16 protein-coding genes are annotated in these 14,475 nt (G+C 60.1%); 9 read left to right on the plus strand and 7 right to left on the minus strand.

The genetic code is table 11. The features are described 5' to 3' along the window. Positions 1-53: 53 nt before the first annotated feature. Positions 54-260, minus strand: a complete 207-nt coding sequence (locus tag BA011_RS19465; RefSeq protein ID WP_017962591.1) for a DUF1737 domain-containing protein — start codon at positions 258-260, stop codon at positions 54-56. Beyond that, positions 260-1,180 (minus strand): HpcH/HpaI aldolase/citrate lyase family protein, encoded by a 921-nt coding sequence (locus BA011_RS19470; RefSeq protein ID WP_065281656.1) that lies wholly within the window; start codon positions 1,178-1,180, stop codon positions 260-262. The genes BA011_RS19465 and BA011_RS19470 overlap by 1 nt, the downstream gene beginning before the upstream one ends. A 138-nt stretch (positions 1,181-1,318) precedes the next feature. On the opposite strand from BA011_RS19470, the gene BA011_RS19475 reads away from it, so the two are divergent. The 3 genes from BA011_RS19475 to leuD all read left to right on the plus strand — a co-directional run bounded on the left by BA011_RS19475 (position 1,319) and on the right by leuD (position 2,848). Continuing rightward, positions 1,319-1,552, plus strand: coding sequence for a hypothetical protein (locus BA011_RS19475; protein ID WP_017962593.1), 234 nt, complete (start codon positions 1,319-1,321; stop codon positions 1,550-1,552). Positions 1,553-1,682: 130 nt separating this feature from the next. Then, the gene (locus tag BA011_RS19480) at positions 1,683-2,105 is read left to right on the plus strand and encodes a VOC family protein (RefSeq protein WP_011654037.1); all 423 of its coding nucleotides are present in this window, start codon (positions 1,683-1,685) and stop codon (positions 2,103-2,105) included. A gap of 134 nt (positions 2,106-2,239) precedes the next feature. Beyond that, positions 2,240-2,848, plus strand: a complete 609-nt coding sequence (leuD, locus tag BA011_RS19485) for a 3-isopropylmalate dehydratase small subunit (protein WP_065281657.1) — start codon at positions 2,240-2,242, stop codon at positions 2,846-2,848. Between the two features lie 61 nt (positions 2,849-2,909). Here leuD and BA011_RS19490 read toward each other — a convergent pair whose 3' ends face one another. After that, on the minus strand, positions 2,910-3,842 hold the full coding sequence (locus tag BA011_RS19490) for a pyridoxal-phosphate dependent enzyme (RefSeq protein WP_065281658.1): 933 nt from the start codon (positions 3,840-3,842) through the stop codon (positions 2,910-2,912). Positions 3,843-4,008: 166 nt separating this feature from the next. On the opposite strand from BA011_RS19490, the gene leuB reads away from it, so the two are divergent. Together leuB and lpxE are read left to right on the plus strand one after the other, a co-directional pair. Beyond that, complete coding sequence (gene leuB / locus BA011_RS19495; RefSeq protein ID WP_065281659.1) at positions 4,009-5,121, plus strand: 3-isopropylmalate dehydrogenase; 1,113 nt, start codon at positions 4,009-4,011, stop codon at positions 5,119-5,121. Between the two features lie 254 nt (positions 5,122-5,375). Next, positions 5,376-6,110, plus strand: a complete 735-nt coding sequence (gene lpxE / locus BA011_RS19500; RefSeq protein ID WP_186806464.1) for a lipid A 1-phosphatase LpxE — start codon at positions 5,376-5,378, stop codon at positions 6,108-6,110. Between the two features lie 152 nt (positions 6,111-6,262). Here the strand turns inward: lpxE and BA011_RS19505 are convergent, their stop codons facing one another. Continuing rightward, entirely contained in the window at positions 6,263-8,149 is a 1,887-nt protein-coding gene (locus BA011_RS19505; protein ID WP_065281661.1) for an MFS transporter, read from the minus strand. 273 nt (positions 8,150-8,422) lie between these two features. Here BA011_RS19505 and BA011_RS19510 point away from each other — a divergent pair, with 273 nt between their 5' ends. The 3 genes from BA011_RS19510 (at position 8,423) to BA011_RS19520 (ending at position 10,878) form a co-directional block, all read left to right on the plus strand. Further along, the gene (locus BA011_RS19510; RefSeq protein WP_065281662.1) at positions 8,423-8,632 is read left to right on the plus strand and encodes a hypothetical protein; all 210 of its coding nucleotides are present in this window, start codon (positions 8,423-8,425) and stop codon (positions 8,630-8,632) included. A 111-nt stretch (positions 8,633-8,743) separates the two neighbouring features. Further along, complete coding sequence (locus tag BA011_RS19515; protein WP_065281663.1) at positions 8,744-9,778, plus strand: aspartate-semialdehyde dehydrogenase; 1,035 nt, start codon at positions 8,744-8,746, stop codon at positions 9,776-9,778. Positions 9,779-10,056: 278 nt separating this feature from the next. Continuing rightward, positions 10,057-10,878 carry a lytic murein transglycosylase gene (locus BA011_RS19520; RefSeq protein ID WP_065281664.1) on the plus strand — a complete coding sequence of 274 codons (822 nt, stop codon included), beginning with the start codon at positions 10,057-10,059 and terminating at the stop codon, positions 10,876-10,878. Positions 10,879-10,923: 45 nt separating this feature from the next. Here BA011_RS19520 and BA011_RS19525 read toward each other — a convergent pair whose 3' ends face one another. The 3 genes from BA011_RS19525 to pdxY all read right to left on the minus strand — a co-directional run bounded on the left by BA011_RS19525 (position 10,924) and on the right by pdxY (position 14,228). Next, positions 10,924-12,543: a GGDEF domain-containing protein gene (locus BA011_RS19525; RefSeq protein ID WP_065281665.1), complete on the minus strand. Its 1,620-nt coding sequence runs from the start codon at positions 12,541-12,543 to the stop codon at positions 10,924-10,926. Positions 12,544-12,639: 96 nt separating this feature from the next. Further along, positions 12,640-13,281 (minus strand): carbonic anhydrase, encoded by a 642-nt coding sequence (locus BA011_RS19530; RefSeq protein ID WP_065281666.1) that lies wholly within the window; start codon positions 13,279-13,281, stop codon positions 12,640-12,642. A gap of 71 nt (positions 13,282-13,352) precedes the next feature. Then, on the minus strand, positions 13,353-14,228 hold the full coding sequence (pdxY, locus tag BA011_RS19535) for a pyridoxal kinase PdxY (protein WP_062940004.1): 876 nt from the start codon (positions 14,226-14,228) through the stop codon (positions 13,353-13,355). Between pdxY and BA011_RS19540 the strand changes: the two genes are divergently transcribed. After that, complete coding sequence (locus tag BA011_RS19540; protein WP_237352493.1) at positions 14,200-14,442, plus strand: hypothetical protein; 243 nt, start codon at positions 14,200-14,202, stop codon at positions 14,440-14,442. The two genes, pdxY and BA011_RS19540, sit on opposite strands and share 29 nt — an antisense overlap. Positions 14,443-14,475 lie beyond the last annotated feature (33 nt).

A 14,475-nucleotide genomic window follows, 5' to 3' on the forward strand; every position in this document is an offset into this window, starting at 1 on the left:
GCATAATCCTTTCCGAAAATCGATTACGATTTTCGGGGTTATGCGCTGAAACCTCACTGCTCGGAGAGTTTCATCTCGGGATCGTAGTCCTTGCCTTCGACATGCTTGACGACGGCCTGGCCGCACTGCATCGCACCGGTTGCGGCATTGAAGGCATAGGTCGGCGAGCCCTCCAGCGACCAGCCCTTGTTGAGGGCGGCGGTGACCTTATGGCAGAAGGAAGCATCGTCGGGACCGGTCAGGAAGCGGTAGAGTTTCATCACATCGTCTTTCGTGCTGCAGCCTGGCGGGCTGCTATCAGGCGCGCTTTATGGACCAGACTTTCCGCCTGGACAAGATGCAGCCGCTCGACCATCCGCCCGCCTGCATTGATGACGTTCAGCCCATCGGAGGCGGGGTCGGCAAAGGCTGATATGATCGCCTCCGCTTCCGCAATCGCTGCCGGATCCGGGCCGAAATGCCGGTTGGCGGGCTCGATCTGCGCCGGATGGATCAGCATCTTGCCGGCAAAGCCCATGGCCCGGCCCTGCAGACATTCGACATCGAAACCCTGTTCGTCCCTGAAATCGTTGAAGACGCTGTCGATCGCATCGAGCCCATAGGCGCTGACCGCAAGGACGACCTGCATCAGCCACGGCACGAGATAGGCCCGCCCCGGCTGCGGCAGCACGCCGGTTTCCTTGCGCAGGTCGTTCAGCCCGACGACGAGACAATCGAGCCGTGAGCCCGGCGTGCGCCCAGCTTCGGCAATGGCCGCCGTGTTCAGGATGCCGCGCGGTGTCTCGATCATTGCCCAGATGCGCAGATCTTCCGGTGCATCGGCCTCGGAGAGAAGGTCACTGAGCGCCATGATATCCTGCGGTTCGTCGACCTTCGGCAGCAGCACGGCATCGGGACCAAGCGCCGTCACCAGCTCCATGTCCGCCAGACCGAAATCGGTGGACAGACTGTTGATGCGGATGATCCGCTCCTTGCCTTGAAGCGGCCGAGCCGAAAAGAAATTCCTCAGATTTTCCCGCGCTTCCGCCTTCTTTTCCGGCGCCACGGAATCCTCAAGATCGAAGATCACCGCATCGCAATCGACCGCATGGGTTTTTTCGAGGGCGCGGGGATTGATGGCAGGCACGCTCAGCACCGAACGGCGCAGGCGGATGGAGCGGGTCGTAGGGTTTCGGCTCATGGCGAATTAGTGCCAAGCTTTGAAAGCCGAAGCAAGCAGCCCGCCCCCAGACATCTAGCAGAACAACAAAAAGCCATGCTTGCCTTGCAGAGAGGAAGGAGAAGGACCACATTCCTTTCCGAAGAAAGGTCTCTAATCATGCAGAACATTCGCTCCATCTTCCTCATGCTTGCCGGCGCCACCGTTTTCGTGGCCATGCTGCTTCTCACCTTTTCGGTGACGCTTGCCGTCGGCGGCATCCTGACCGTGCTCATGGTCGGACGCGCGCTTTCGATGAAGATGAAGCCCGCTCCGGTCCGCGCCAAGGCAAACAACGGCCAGCGCGAGATGCGGGTGTGGAACGACGGTCGCGGCACGATCATCGATCTCTGATCACCTTTTCGCTGAAAATTTTAGTTCGCTGAAAAATTTCGGCCGACACTGTCGGATCACGCTTCCATGCTACGTCCTTTGAAGCAGCCAGGCATTCAGCCGGCGTTCAAAAAACGAATGGAGGACAAGCATGGATGCGACGACAGAGAGCAACCCGACCAAGATGCCACCGGTCAAGAACGGCCTGCTGCCCTATCTGACGGTCGGCGGCGCGGTGAAAGCTGCGGAGTTCTACAAAAAGGCTTTCGGCGCCGAAGAGGCATATCTCGTGCCGGTCGACGAGAGCGGCAGAACGATGCATGTGCATCTCTACATCAACGGCAGTTCCCTGATGCTGTCGGACGCCTATCCCGAATACGGCCATCCCTTCAAAGGCCATGAAGGCTTTGCAATCCAGCTGGTGATCGATGATATCGATTTCTGGTGGGATCGCGCGGTTGCCGCCGGCGCCGAAGTCGTCATGCCGGTCGAACTGATGTTCTGGGGCGACCGCTATGGCCAGCTTCGTGATCCGTTCGGCGTCCTTTGGGGGTTGAACGCACCGTCCAAATAAGGGACAGGCGCAATTGGGCGGACCGCGCGAAACGTCGCGTGGCCGCCGTCTGTGAAAGATTCTCCTTCATTTCGGCGAAAAACTGGACTAGATGCAAATTCAGGAAGTAGATTTGCTGAAATGGAGCATGGGTCATGGATAAATTCGTGAAGCTCACGGGCGTTGCAGCGCCCTTGCCGGTCGTCAACGTCGACACCGACATGATCATTCCGAAGGATTATCTGAAGACGATCAAGCGCACCGGCCTCGGCACCGGCCTCTTCGCGGAGGCTCGTTATAACGAAGACGGCTCAGAAAACCCGGATTTCGTGCTGAACAAGCCGGCCTATCGCGATGCCAAGATCCTGGTTGCCGGCGACAATTTCGGCTGCGGCTCCTCGCGCGAGCACGCGCCCTGGGCGCTTCTGGATTTCGGCATCCGCTGCGTTATTTCGACCAGCTTCGCCGATATTTTCTACAACAACTGTTTCAAGAACGGCATCCTGCCGATCAAGGTCAGCCAGGAAGATCTCGACAAGCTGATGGACGACGCCTCGCGCGGCTCCAACGCCATCCTGAGCGTCGACCTCGAAAACCTCGAGATCACCGGCCCCGATGGTGGTTTGATCAAGTTCGATCTCGACGAGTTCAAGCGTCACTGCCTGCTGAACGGCCTCGACGATATCGGCCTGACCTTGGAAAAGGGCAAGGCGATCGACAGCTTCGAAAAGAAGAACGCCGCTTCGCACCCTTGGGCAGCCTGAGCCCTTCCAATCGGTTACCGCATCAAGCCGGGCTTACGCCCGGCTTTTTCTTTAGTGTGGGTCAAAGAAATTTTTCTTTCCAGCCCCTGAGTTTGTCGAGCGACACGCCGATGCCGCCGCAGACTTCGATAAGCGGATTATCGAAGCGCTGAAGCAGCCCGGCATGCACATCGGCAACCGCAAGGGCCGCACCGCAAGCCGGCTCGACCAGAATGCGCTGCGCATCGGCGAATTTCAGGCAGGCGGCAACGGCATCGGCGTCGCTGACGAGAACACTTTCGATCGGATGCTGCTTCGGCAGGTCGAAGACATGCTGCGCCACCTGCCGCGCGCCGAGCGAATTGGCAATCGAGGTAATGGCGGGAAGGGTGGTACGCTCATTCGCCTTGAGGCTGGCGTTCAGCGAAGCCGCCCCTTCCGTTTCGACGGCGATAACAGGCACATCGGAAAGCCCGTTGCGCTTCAAGCCCTCGACGATGCCGGCAAGCAGCCCGCCGCCGCCGACGCTGGTGATGACGCAATCGAATTTTGCCCCTTTCGCCACCACCTCGTCGATCAGCGTGGCATGGCCATCCCACAGAAGCGGATGGTCGAAGGGGTGCACATAGGTTGCCTTGCGGCTCCGGGCGAGTTCGACCGCATGGACGTTGGCCTCGTCGAAAACCGAACCATGAACGAGGACATTCGCGCCCGTTGCGGCAATCGTCTGGCGTACGTCGGCCGCCGTCGTCTCCGGCACGACGATCGTGACCGGCACACCGAGCGCCCGGCCGGCATAAGCCGCTGCAATGCCGGCATTGCCGCCGGAAGCGCAGAAGATTTCGCGCGCCCCATTCTCCACCTCATGCTGGCAAAGCCGACCGACGCCGCGCAGCTTGAAGCTGCCGGAAGGCTGCAGCGCATCGAGCTTCAGCCAGAGCGGTTTACCGCTGGCGCTGTAGCCAGGTGCCGTCTGGAGCAAGGGCGTGTCGAGGTGGAGAGGCGCGAAAGGCATGGGAACCATCCAGGATAAAGATAGGGTCACCGTTCTAATCCGTTTGCGGACGCAGGAGCAACTACCGCGGCTCGGAGCGAAGCGTACCGATTCACCGCTTCTGTCGCTTGAAATGCCCATTTCCGGGGTCTAAGAAACCGCAACTTGTTTTTCCCAGGAGGGTTTCATGACAGCGCGCAATCTTTTCCTGCTGCCGGGTGACGGCATCGGTCCCGAGGCCATGGGCGAGGTCCGCAAGATCATCGCCTATATGAACGAGGCGATGAATGCCGGTTTCGTCACCGACGAAGGCCTTGTCGGCGGCTGCGCCTATGATGCGCATGGCGCTGCCATCTCGGAAGCCGACATGCAGAAGGCGCTTGCCGCCGATGCCGTTCTGTTCGGTGCCGTCGGCGGCCCGAAATGGGATAGCGTGCCTTACGAAGTGCGCCCGGAAGCCGGCCTGCTGCGCCTGCGCAAGGATCTGCAGCTCTTCGCAAACCTGCGCCCCGCCATCTGCTATCCGGCCCTTGCTGCGGCCTCGTCGCTGAAGCCGGAGCTGGTCGAAGGCCTCGATATCTTGATCATCCGCGAGCTGACGGGCGGCGTCTATTTCGGCGAGCCGAAGGAAATCATCGACCTCGGCAACGGCCAGAAGCGCGGCATCGACACGCAGGTTTACGATACCTACGAGATCGAGCGCATCGCCGGCGTCGCCTTTGAAATGGCCCGCACGCGGCAGAATCGCGTCTGCTCCATGGAAAAGCGCAACGTCATGAAGTCGGGCGTGCTCTGGAACCAGGTGGTAACCGAGACGCATAAGGCGAAATATTCCGACGTCCAGCTCGAACACATGCTGGCCGATGCCGGCGGCATGCAGCTGGTGCGTCAGCCCAAGCAGTTCGACGTGATCGTCACCGACAATCTCTTCGGTGATATGCTCTCCGACGTTGCCGCCATGCTGACCGGTTCGCTCGGCATGCTGCCTTCAGCCTCGCTCGGTGCCCCGGACGGCAAGACCGGCAAGCGCAAGGCGCTCTATGAGCCGGTGCATGGCTCCGCCCCGGATATTGCCGGCAAGGGCGTCGCAAATCCTATCGCCATGATTGCGTCTTTCGCCATGTGCCTGCGTTACTCCTTCAACATGGTGAAGGAAGCCGACGATCTGGAAAAAGCAATCGCCAATGTGCTCGATAAGGGCATTCGCACCGGCGATATTATGGCCGACGGCTGCATTCAGGTCGGCACTGTCGAGATGGGCGATGCAATCCTCGCCGAGTTCAAGGCGCTAGCAGTCTGATATATTTCACGTGAAACAATCCTTTGCCCTTCGTGTCGTGCATGCGGGGGCTTTTCAGGGAAGACAACCCGCCGGGCTCGGTCGAATTATCCGCAACCGCCTAGCCTCTGCCGTAATCTCGTGTATTTTTGCGCGGGATTTCACAAGCGCATACTCGCAAGCTGGACGCGATTTTCCGGCTTATGCGCCAGTGCAAACTGATAGGGCGGCTCTCGAACGCGCGGCCTCGAGGTTAAAATCGAACGGACGACTTAATGCGGGCATTTTGGAATTCCCTGGATAGGCGCTGGCGCCGGAGCGATGTTGCGATGCCGCCTTTGCGCTGGCAGGCCTGTCTCTTCATCACGATCAACGCCGTAATCCTTTCCATGCTTCTCTTCGATGCGCCGATTGGCGCCAGCGAACCTCACGGGCTGGTGAAGCAACTCGGCGAGCTCCTGACCGGTTTTGGCGATTCCGCGTGGTTGATATACAGCAGCATCCTGCTCTTCTTTCAGGGCCGGGCGGGCTACAAGCTCCTGAAGACGGCGCGATCCAGGGCACAGGCGCTTTATGTCAGCTGGATCGGTGCCTATCTCTTCACCACAGTCGTCTTGTCAGGACTTCTCGCCAACCTCCTGAAACGGGCGATCGGAAGGGCGCGTCCCGATCAATTCCACGATCATGGCATGTTTTCCTTCGCACCCTTTTCGGGCCATTCCGCTTTCGAAAGTTTCCCGTCCGGCCATTCCACCACGGTCGGTGCCTTCTTCGCCGCCTTTGCGCTTCTGTTTCCGCGCTACCGCGTTGCCTTCATCGCCTGCGCGATCTGGTTCGGCATGACACGTGTCATGGTCGGCGCCCATTATCCAAGCGACGTCATCGCCGGTCTCGCCTTCGGCGGCTGGTTCTCGCTACTGACGGCGATCGTCTATGCCCGCTGTGGCCTGCTCTTCAAACTGGCGCCGGATGGTTGGCCGCTCGCCAAGCGCCTGTTCCGCACTGCATAATGCCTTAAATCAGAATTGATTTACGAATAAAAATTATGCGGTCGTTACAGTACTTTGCATGTTCAAAGAGACGCGCGGCGCGGTAAGACGAAAAAGCCCGGCGCCTTGTGAGCGCCAGGCCTCTTTCAAGTTTGCAGAACGCGAATGCGTCATCAATCCATTGCGTGGATATCCCTGTTCTTCGTTTCCGGCAGGAAGATCAGGCCGATCACCAGCGTGATCGTCGCAAAGACGATCGGGTACCAGAGACCGTAGTAGATATCGCCCGCGGCAGCGCTCATCGCGAAGGCCGTCGCCGGCAGCAGGCCGCCGAACCAGCCGTTGCCGATGTGATAGGGCAGCGACATGCCGGTGTAGCGGATGCGGGTCGGGAAAAGCTCGACCAGCAGAGCGGCGATCGGGCCGTAGACCATCGTCACATAGAGGACGAGGACGAACAGCACGGCGATCGTGCCGATCCAGTTGACGCGGGCGGGATCGGCGGTCATGGCGAAACTTCCGCCATTGGCGATGTTGTAGACCGCCATGTCGGTGACGCCATTGGCCTCATCCGCCGTCAGCAGCTTGCCTTCGACCAACTTGGCTGCCGGCATTGCTTCCTTCTCGCCGGCGCGCACGGTATCGGCGTTGAGCGCCAGTTCCGGATTGGCGGCGATGAAGGCATCGAGCTTGGAATCCGGTACCTTGGCAACACCGCGCTTCAGCGGATAGCCGGCGTCTTGAAGCGCAATGTTCACGCTTTTTTCGAAGCCGGCGGTCATGCCCTTCGCCTTGTCGCCAGCGGCAGCGACGTCGAAGCTTGGGATCGTCGCGTTGCCGACCTTTACCGTTGCCGGCTGTCCGGCGGTACCTGGCACGACGTCGTAAGGCACCGAGTTCCTGGTCAGGAACGCCGTCGCCACGTCGCAAGAGCTGGTGAACTTCGCCGTGCCGGTCGGGTTGAACTGGAACCTGCAGTCCGCCGGATCAGCCGTCACCGTTGCCCGAATCGAAGCCTGAGCTTCGGCAAGCCCCGGGTTCGCCGTCCAGGTCATCGCCTTGAACAGCGGATTATAGGTCAGCGCCGCAATGAGAAGGCCAGCCATGATGATCGGCTTGCGGCCGATCTTGTCGGAGAGGCCGCCGAAGATCACGAAGAACGGCGTGCCGAGGAGAAGTGAGATGGCGACCATGACATTGGCCGAGAACAGGTCCACCTTCAGCACGTTCTGCAGGAAGAACAGTGCATAGAACTGGCCGCCGTACCAGACGACCGCTTGGCCCATGGTGGCGCCGAGCAGCGCGATGATCGCAATCTTGGCATTTTTCCATGTCCCGAAGGCTTCGGTCAGTGGCGCCTTGGAGCCCTTGCCTTCCGCCTTCATCCGCTGGAAAGCCGGCGATTCGTTCATCTTCAGGCGGATCCAGACGGAAATGCCGAGCAGGACGAACGAGAGCAGGAACGGAATGCGCCAGCCCCAGGCGGCGAACTCAGCCGCACCCATCAGATATTGAACAAAGACGATGACGATCAGCGACAGGAACAGGCCGAGCGTCGCCGTCGTCTGGATCCATGAGGTGAAGTAGCCGCGGCGTCCGTTCGGCGCATGTTCGGCGACATAGGTTGCCGCACCGCCATATTCACCGCCCAGCGCCAGACCCTGGAGCAGGCGAAGCGCAATCAGGATGATCGGGGCTGCGATACCGATCGTGGCGGCACCCGGCAGGATGCCGACGAGGAAGGTCGACAGACCCATGATCATGATCGTCATCAGGAAGGTGTATTTACGGCCGACGAGATCGCCGAGACGGCCGAACACCAGCGCGCCGAAGGGGCGGACCAGGAAGCCGGCGGCAAAGGCAAGCAGCGTGAAGATGTTACGCGTTGCCTCGGGGTATTGGGTGAAATAGGTCGCGCCGATATAGGTGGCGAGCGAACCATAGAGATAGAAATCGTACCATTCGAAAACGGTGCCGAGCGAAGAGGCGAAGATGACTTTCTTCTCCTCGCCGGTCATCGGACCGGCCTTCGCGCCGTCGATGCTTGCGACATTTGCCATTGTCTGTCCTCCACAGAGTGATGATCAACGCGTGCGGCCTACTTCTCCTCAAAGCATATCCCTGGCCGCGACACGCCTGACGGGAGTGTGCCAGAAACGATAGATCAAAAAGAGAGAGGCTTTCGGATTATGACTTTAGTCTAATGAGACCACGTTCCGTCGTCCCCATCAGGCCGCTGCGTCGCCTCCTACCGGCAATGCTATTTTGGGGATCGGAAGGTTCTGCTGCTTCACGAAACAGACCTGCTACGCCCTCGGCGCCTGCACCGGAGATTGCGGCGGCAGGCGGAAGCAGCCTGCTCACGCAAAAACCTTGACTCCTGTGGAAAACCTTCTAAGAGCAACAGCGGAAAAGGAATCTCCATGGTTCGCGACGAATACGCCATTGCTGATCGCAGTGACCGGGCACGAGTTGCCGGGGTGGACATTGCCGTTCCGGTTTCTTCCAAAACCAAGGCCAAAACGACGACGAAAACCGTCTGACGTCTCTGGCCTGCCGCTCTCTCCCCGGCTCGGCTGGGGACAGGAAGACGCGATCAGTCGCGCCTTTCCCCTCACCGGACAAGAGGAGAGAAGAGAAAGAGAGCTTGAGAAATGGGTTTCAAAGTAGCAGTTGTTGGAGCGACCGGAAATGTCGGCCGGGAGATGCTCAACATCCTCTCGGAGCGAGGCTTCCCCGCCGATGAGGTCGTGGCCCTCGCCTCCTCGCGTTCGCAGGGCACCGAGGTTTCCTACGGTGACCGGACGCTGAAGGTCTCCAATCTGGAGAATTACGACTTTTCCGATACCGACATCTGCCTGATGTCGGCCGGCGGCGAGATCTCCAAGAAGTTCTCGCCGAAGATCGGCCAGCAGGGTTGCATCGTCATCGACAATTCCTCGGCCTGGCGCTATGACGCCGACGTGCCGCTGATCGTGCCGGAAGTCAACCCGGATGCCATCACCCAGTTCACCAAGCGCAACATCATCGCCAATCCGAATTGCTCGACCGCCCAGCTGGTGGTGGCGTTGAAGCCGCTGCACGACTTTGCCAAGATCAAGCGCGTCGTCATCTCGACCTACCAGTCGGTCTCCGGCGCCGGCAAGGACGGCATGGACGAGCTCTTCAATCAGACGCGCGCCGTCTTCGTCGCTGATCCGATCGAGAACAAGAAGTTCACCAAGCGTATTGCCTTCAATGTCATTCCGCATATCGACGTCTTCATGGAGGACGGCTACACCAAGGAAGAATGGAAAGTGCTGGCCGAGACGAAGAAGATGCTCGACCCGAAGATCAAGGTAACTTGCACCGCGGTGCGTGTGCCGGTTTTCATCGGCCATTCGGAATCGGTCAACATCGAATTCGAAAACGAGATCACCGCCGACCAGGCCCGCGACATCCTGCGCGATGCACCGGGTTGCCTCGTCATCGACAAGCGCGAGGATGGCGGCTACATCACGCCATATGAATCCGCCGGCGAGGATGCGACCTACATCTCGCGCATCCGCGAGGATGCGACGGTCGAAAACGGCCTCAACATCTGGGTGGTCTCCGACAATCTGCGCAAGGGCGCGGCGTTGAACGCCATCCAGATCGCCGAGTTGCTCGTCAATCGTGGTCTCGTCAAGCCGCGCAAGCAGGCCGCCTGATACCATTTGTAAACCATAATATGCTAAAGCCCTGCTGATGATGAAGGCAGGGCTTTTTGCCGAGTTGTGGACGCCTCTGTCCATAAGCGCTTGCTGAAAAAGGTGCTCGTGACAAGATCGCCTTCGGCTGGCATTCTGCCCGGCATCAAGCCAAAGCATGCCGTCCAAAACCGTGCAGCGGTTCGGGACAGCGACATGAACAGAACGAAGACTTTGAGCGCGTCGCATAGCCCCGATCGGCTGCGGCGCGCTTCAGTAGATCGGAAGCGGGGTTTCTCATGCGCATGACAACATTCTTTCTGGCGGCGTTTACGGCGGCGGGCGTCCTCCACGCGCTGCCGGCAGCGGCCCAGGGCGCTCAATGCGGCAATAATAGCAGCGGTTTCGGTGCATGGGTCGCCGACTTCAAGCAGGAAGCGGCAGCCAACGGCGTCAGCCGCTCGGTCCTCGACCGCGCTTTCGCCAACGTCAATTACAACAGGCCGACGATTGCCGCCGACCGCGGCCAGAAGAGCTTCAAGCTCTCCTTCGACGCTTTCATGCAGAAGCGCGGCGGTGCCACGATCATCTCCCGCGGTCGCAGCATGAAGGCAGCCAACCAGGCGCTTTTTGCCTCGATCGAGCGCCGTTTCGGCGTTCCGGCCGGCCCGCTGATCGCGATCTGGGGCATGGAGACCGGTTTCGGCAGCTATATGGGCAACCAGCATACGCTGTCGGCTGTTTCGACCCTTGCCTATGACTGCCGTCGTTCGGAATATTTCACCGACCAGCTCTATGCAGCACTCCAGCTCGTCTCCGAGGGTTATCTGAGCCCACAGGCCAAGGGCGCTGCCCATGGTGAAATCGGCCAGACGCAGTTTCTGCCGCGCAATGTCGTGCGCTTCGGCGCCGACGGCGACGGCAACGGCCGCGTCGACATGGTCGGTTCCCGCGCCGATGCACTGGCCTCGACGGCGAATTTCCTCAAAGGCCACGGCTGGCGCGCCGGCGCCGGCTATCAGCCTGGAGAGCCGAATTTCGTCGCCATCCAGGGCTGGAACGCCGCCAGCGTCTACCAGCAGGCGATCGCCTATATCGGTCAGCAGATCGACGGCAAATAGGCCCGACTGAATACGCCAAAACGCCGCTGCGATATGCGGCGTTTTTCATATGCGGGAATCAAAGCCGCCGCCGGAAGCCGCCTTGCGTCGCTCCTCCTGCACCGGGGCCTGGATGATTGGTCCCGAGACGACGCAATTGCGGCCGGAGGCCTTGGCGGCGTAAAGTGCCAGGTCGGCGCGTTTGACCAGATCCTCGAAGTTCCGGTTGGTGGCTTCATTTGCCCGTCCGGCGCATCCGAAACTCGCCGTCACCTTGAGAACATCGCCGCTCGGCAGGGGGATGTCCGCCGCCTCGATCGCCAGCCGTACGCGCTCGGCAACGATTGCCGCATCGTCAGGCGTCGAATCCGGCAGAAGCGCCAGGAACTCCTCGCCGCCATGGCGCACCAGCAGATCGAAGGAACGGAAATTCTGGCGCGCGATGCCCGCGACCTGCCGGAGCACGGCATCGCCGGCGTCATGCCCGTGAACGTCATTGATCTTCTTGAAATGATCGAGGTCGAACAGCACGACGGAAATCCAGCGTGATCCGTGCTCGGCCTGCGTGAGAAGTGCGGATGCGGCGACCTCGAAGCCGCGCCTGTTGTAGAGGCCGGTCAGAAGATCGGTCTGGGCGGCGCTGCGCAACTCGTCCACCAGCGTCTCCCGATCCTGGGTCAGCCGGTCGATCAGGCGCAGGCCCTTTGCCGCCAGCAGCAGCACCAATGTGGCGAGAATCAGCAGGCCGGCACACAGCGCCAGGATCCGCGTCAGGTGTATGTGCGAGCGCGTCGAAAGATTTTCGCCGGTCTCGTGAATATCTTGTGCAGCCTCGATCATCTTCTGCTGCAGGAAGGCCATGCGCTCGCTCTGCGCGGCGGCCCAGACGTCATGCACGGCGGGTGTCGGCCGCGATCCGGCGAGAATGGCATCGGTGATCGCATTCGCCTTTACCTGGCTGCTGCGGCCAAGATAAGCAACGATGTTGCGCACGACCGGCGCGGAAGAATGGAAAACCATGTGATCCATACCCTCGCCCAGCATGACCTTGCCCTGCACGAAGAGCTCCACCGGCAATCTGGCGGAAACGCCTTGGTTGAGATAACGGGTGCCGATCCCGGTGATCAGCCTTTCGCCGTAGTAGGTCAGCAGGATGCCCATCAGCTGGTTGGATTTCTCAAGCAGCACCGGATCGCTGATCAGCGGCGAAAGCGCATCGACGACGGCAAGCTGCTTGAGAGCCGCATACCAGTAGATGGAACCGGGATCACTGCCGGCATAACGGCCCTGGTCGACGGCACTGCGCGTAGCAACGATGCGGCTGTAGGCAAGGCTGAGAATCGATAATTCGCCGACGAGCCCTTCGTCGAGCGCATCGCGGGAGGGCAGGCTGGCATAGAAAGCGTGACGTTCGCGATCGAGCGTCACCCGGCTTTGCTGCATGTCGACGGCAGTCCTGCTGCTGGGATGTGCGAGGTAGCGGCGGGTGGCGCCAATTTCAGTCAGAATCTCCGTGGCGGCGATCGACCCGCCGCGGGCAAGCACGTCGGCGAACTGCCGGTCCTTTTCGAGGTTCCAGTATTGCTTGACCGAAGAACGTATGACGACCACGCCTTCAATGAGCATGAAGACGAAGGGCAGCATGATGGCGGCCAGGATAACCCTTTTGATTGTTTCGAACTTCATCGCCAATCGCCACGGTGATCAAAACGTCGGTCGTGCGCGACCAATTGACGGCGAGCTTAACAACAATCCTTAAAAAACTGATAAACTGGCATGTCCCTAGATTTCGGGACGAATGAAATCGCGTGTCTCGGCGTCCATGACCCAGAGTTCACCGGTCGAGATGTCGAACCAGGCGCCGTGAAGATGCATTTTTCCTGCTTCTTCGAGCGCCTTAATATCGGGGAAGGTTCTGAGATTGTTGATCGAATTGCGGATAGAGACACGCTCCAGCGCCGTCTGCCGCTCGGCGGCCGTCATCACGTCGTTGCTCTGGATCTGCTCGGCGGCCGGTTTGACCAGCGACATCCAGCGGCCGATGAAATCGCCGGGCGACAATGGCTCGGCATTCGGGTCGAGCGCTGCGCGGATGCCGCCGCAGCGGCCATGGCCCATCACGACGATATCGGAGACCTTCAGCGCCTGTACGGCAAATTCGAGCGCGGCCGAGGTCGAGTGGAAATGCCCGTCCGGCTCGTACGGCGGCACCATGTTGGCGACGTTGCGGATGACGAAGAGCTCGCCCGGGCCGGCATCGAAGATCAGCTCCGGTGCCGCGCGAGAATCCGAACAGGCAATGACAAGCGTATGGGGACTCTGACCATTTTCGGCCAGCTGTCGATACCTGTCGCGGGCGTCGGCATAACGCCCGTTCATAAAGTTGCGATAGCCGTCCAGAAGGGGATTTGGAAAACGCTGCATGCTTCTGGATTAGCGCGCGCCGAAGACAAGATCAACTGCTGCACCGCAAAATGAACATATTGGCAGATGCGTCACTTTTTCCGCCGCTGCGCCGGGTGCACGAGGCGGCGCATCTGCACCATGGCCATCGGCGTCGAAAGGCTGGAAGCATCGCTTGCCAGCATCAACTCGTTGCTGCCGCGCTTGACGGCACGCGCAAGCACCTCGAAGACGCTGGCGGTGGCAAGCTGCAGCGCCTTTTCGTCCTCGATCCCGGAAAGCAGGCGCGACAGGAAGACAGCGGCAATGAGGTCGCCGAGACCATTCGGCGGGTTGTCGACGACGCGATGCTCGGCAAGAAGGGCGTGACGGCCGGAAAGATAGAGATTGCCGGTACCGCCCGCCATCATCGGCACCGCCGAAGTGACGAGCATGCGCGATGGTCCGAGCGCGAGCGCCGCCTCCATGATCGCGCTGTTGTCTTCGAGGGCTGCCCCCGAAAGCCATGCGAGCTCGTAGCGGTTCGGCGTCGCGAGCGAGGCGAGCGGAATGAGATGGTCGCGAATGGCCTCAGCGGTCGCTTCCGGCACGTAAAGACCGCCAAGATCGCCCATGACGGGATCGCAGACATAGAGCAGCTCGGGATTGTTTTGCCTCAGCGCACCGATCAGCCGGGCGACGGAGCGCGCTTGGGCGGCATTGCCGAAATAGCCCGAAAGCACCGCCTTGACTTCGCCGATCCACGGCGCGCGGATCAGATCGTCGATTGCCGCATCGAAATCCGTTTCCGCAAAAGTCAGCCGCGTCGAGCGGCCGTGGCCGGGATGCCAGGGCAGCACGATGGTCGGCAAGGCCCAGACCGGATGACCGAGTGTCTCCAGCGCAAAGACGGCTGCCCGGTTTCCGACCGAGCCCCGCACCACATGGCTGGAAATGACGATGACTGCGCCCGCTGCATTTTCCGACATGATATCCAAGATCCGAATGATGACGGCGTTTGATGATCTTTTTGACGCCACGCTGTCAACCATTCTTCATGCGGGCGTGGAAATGTTCGGCGGAACGAAAATCCGGAAGACGGACTTTCGCTTTCACTTGGCGAAGAAAACGGAAAATCTCTTACAATTTCTCTTTTCCAGCGCCAAAAAAGCGTCAAAACAATCCTCCGGACCTCTCTTTTAGAGATTTTTTCGAAGAATCTTCTGCTAGCTTGCG

The organism is Rhizobium leguminosarum (assembly GCF_001679785.1).
Taxonomy (GTDB): Bacteria; Pseudomonadota; Alphaproteobacteria; order Rhizobiales; family Rhizobiaceae; genus Rhizobium; species Rhizobium leguminosarum_R.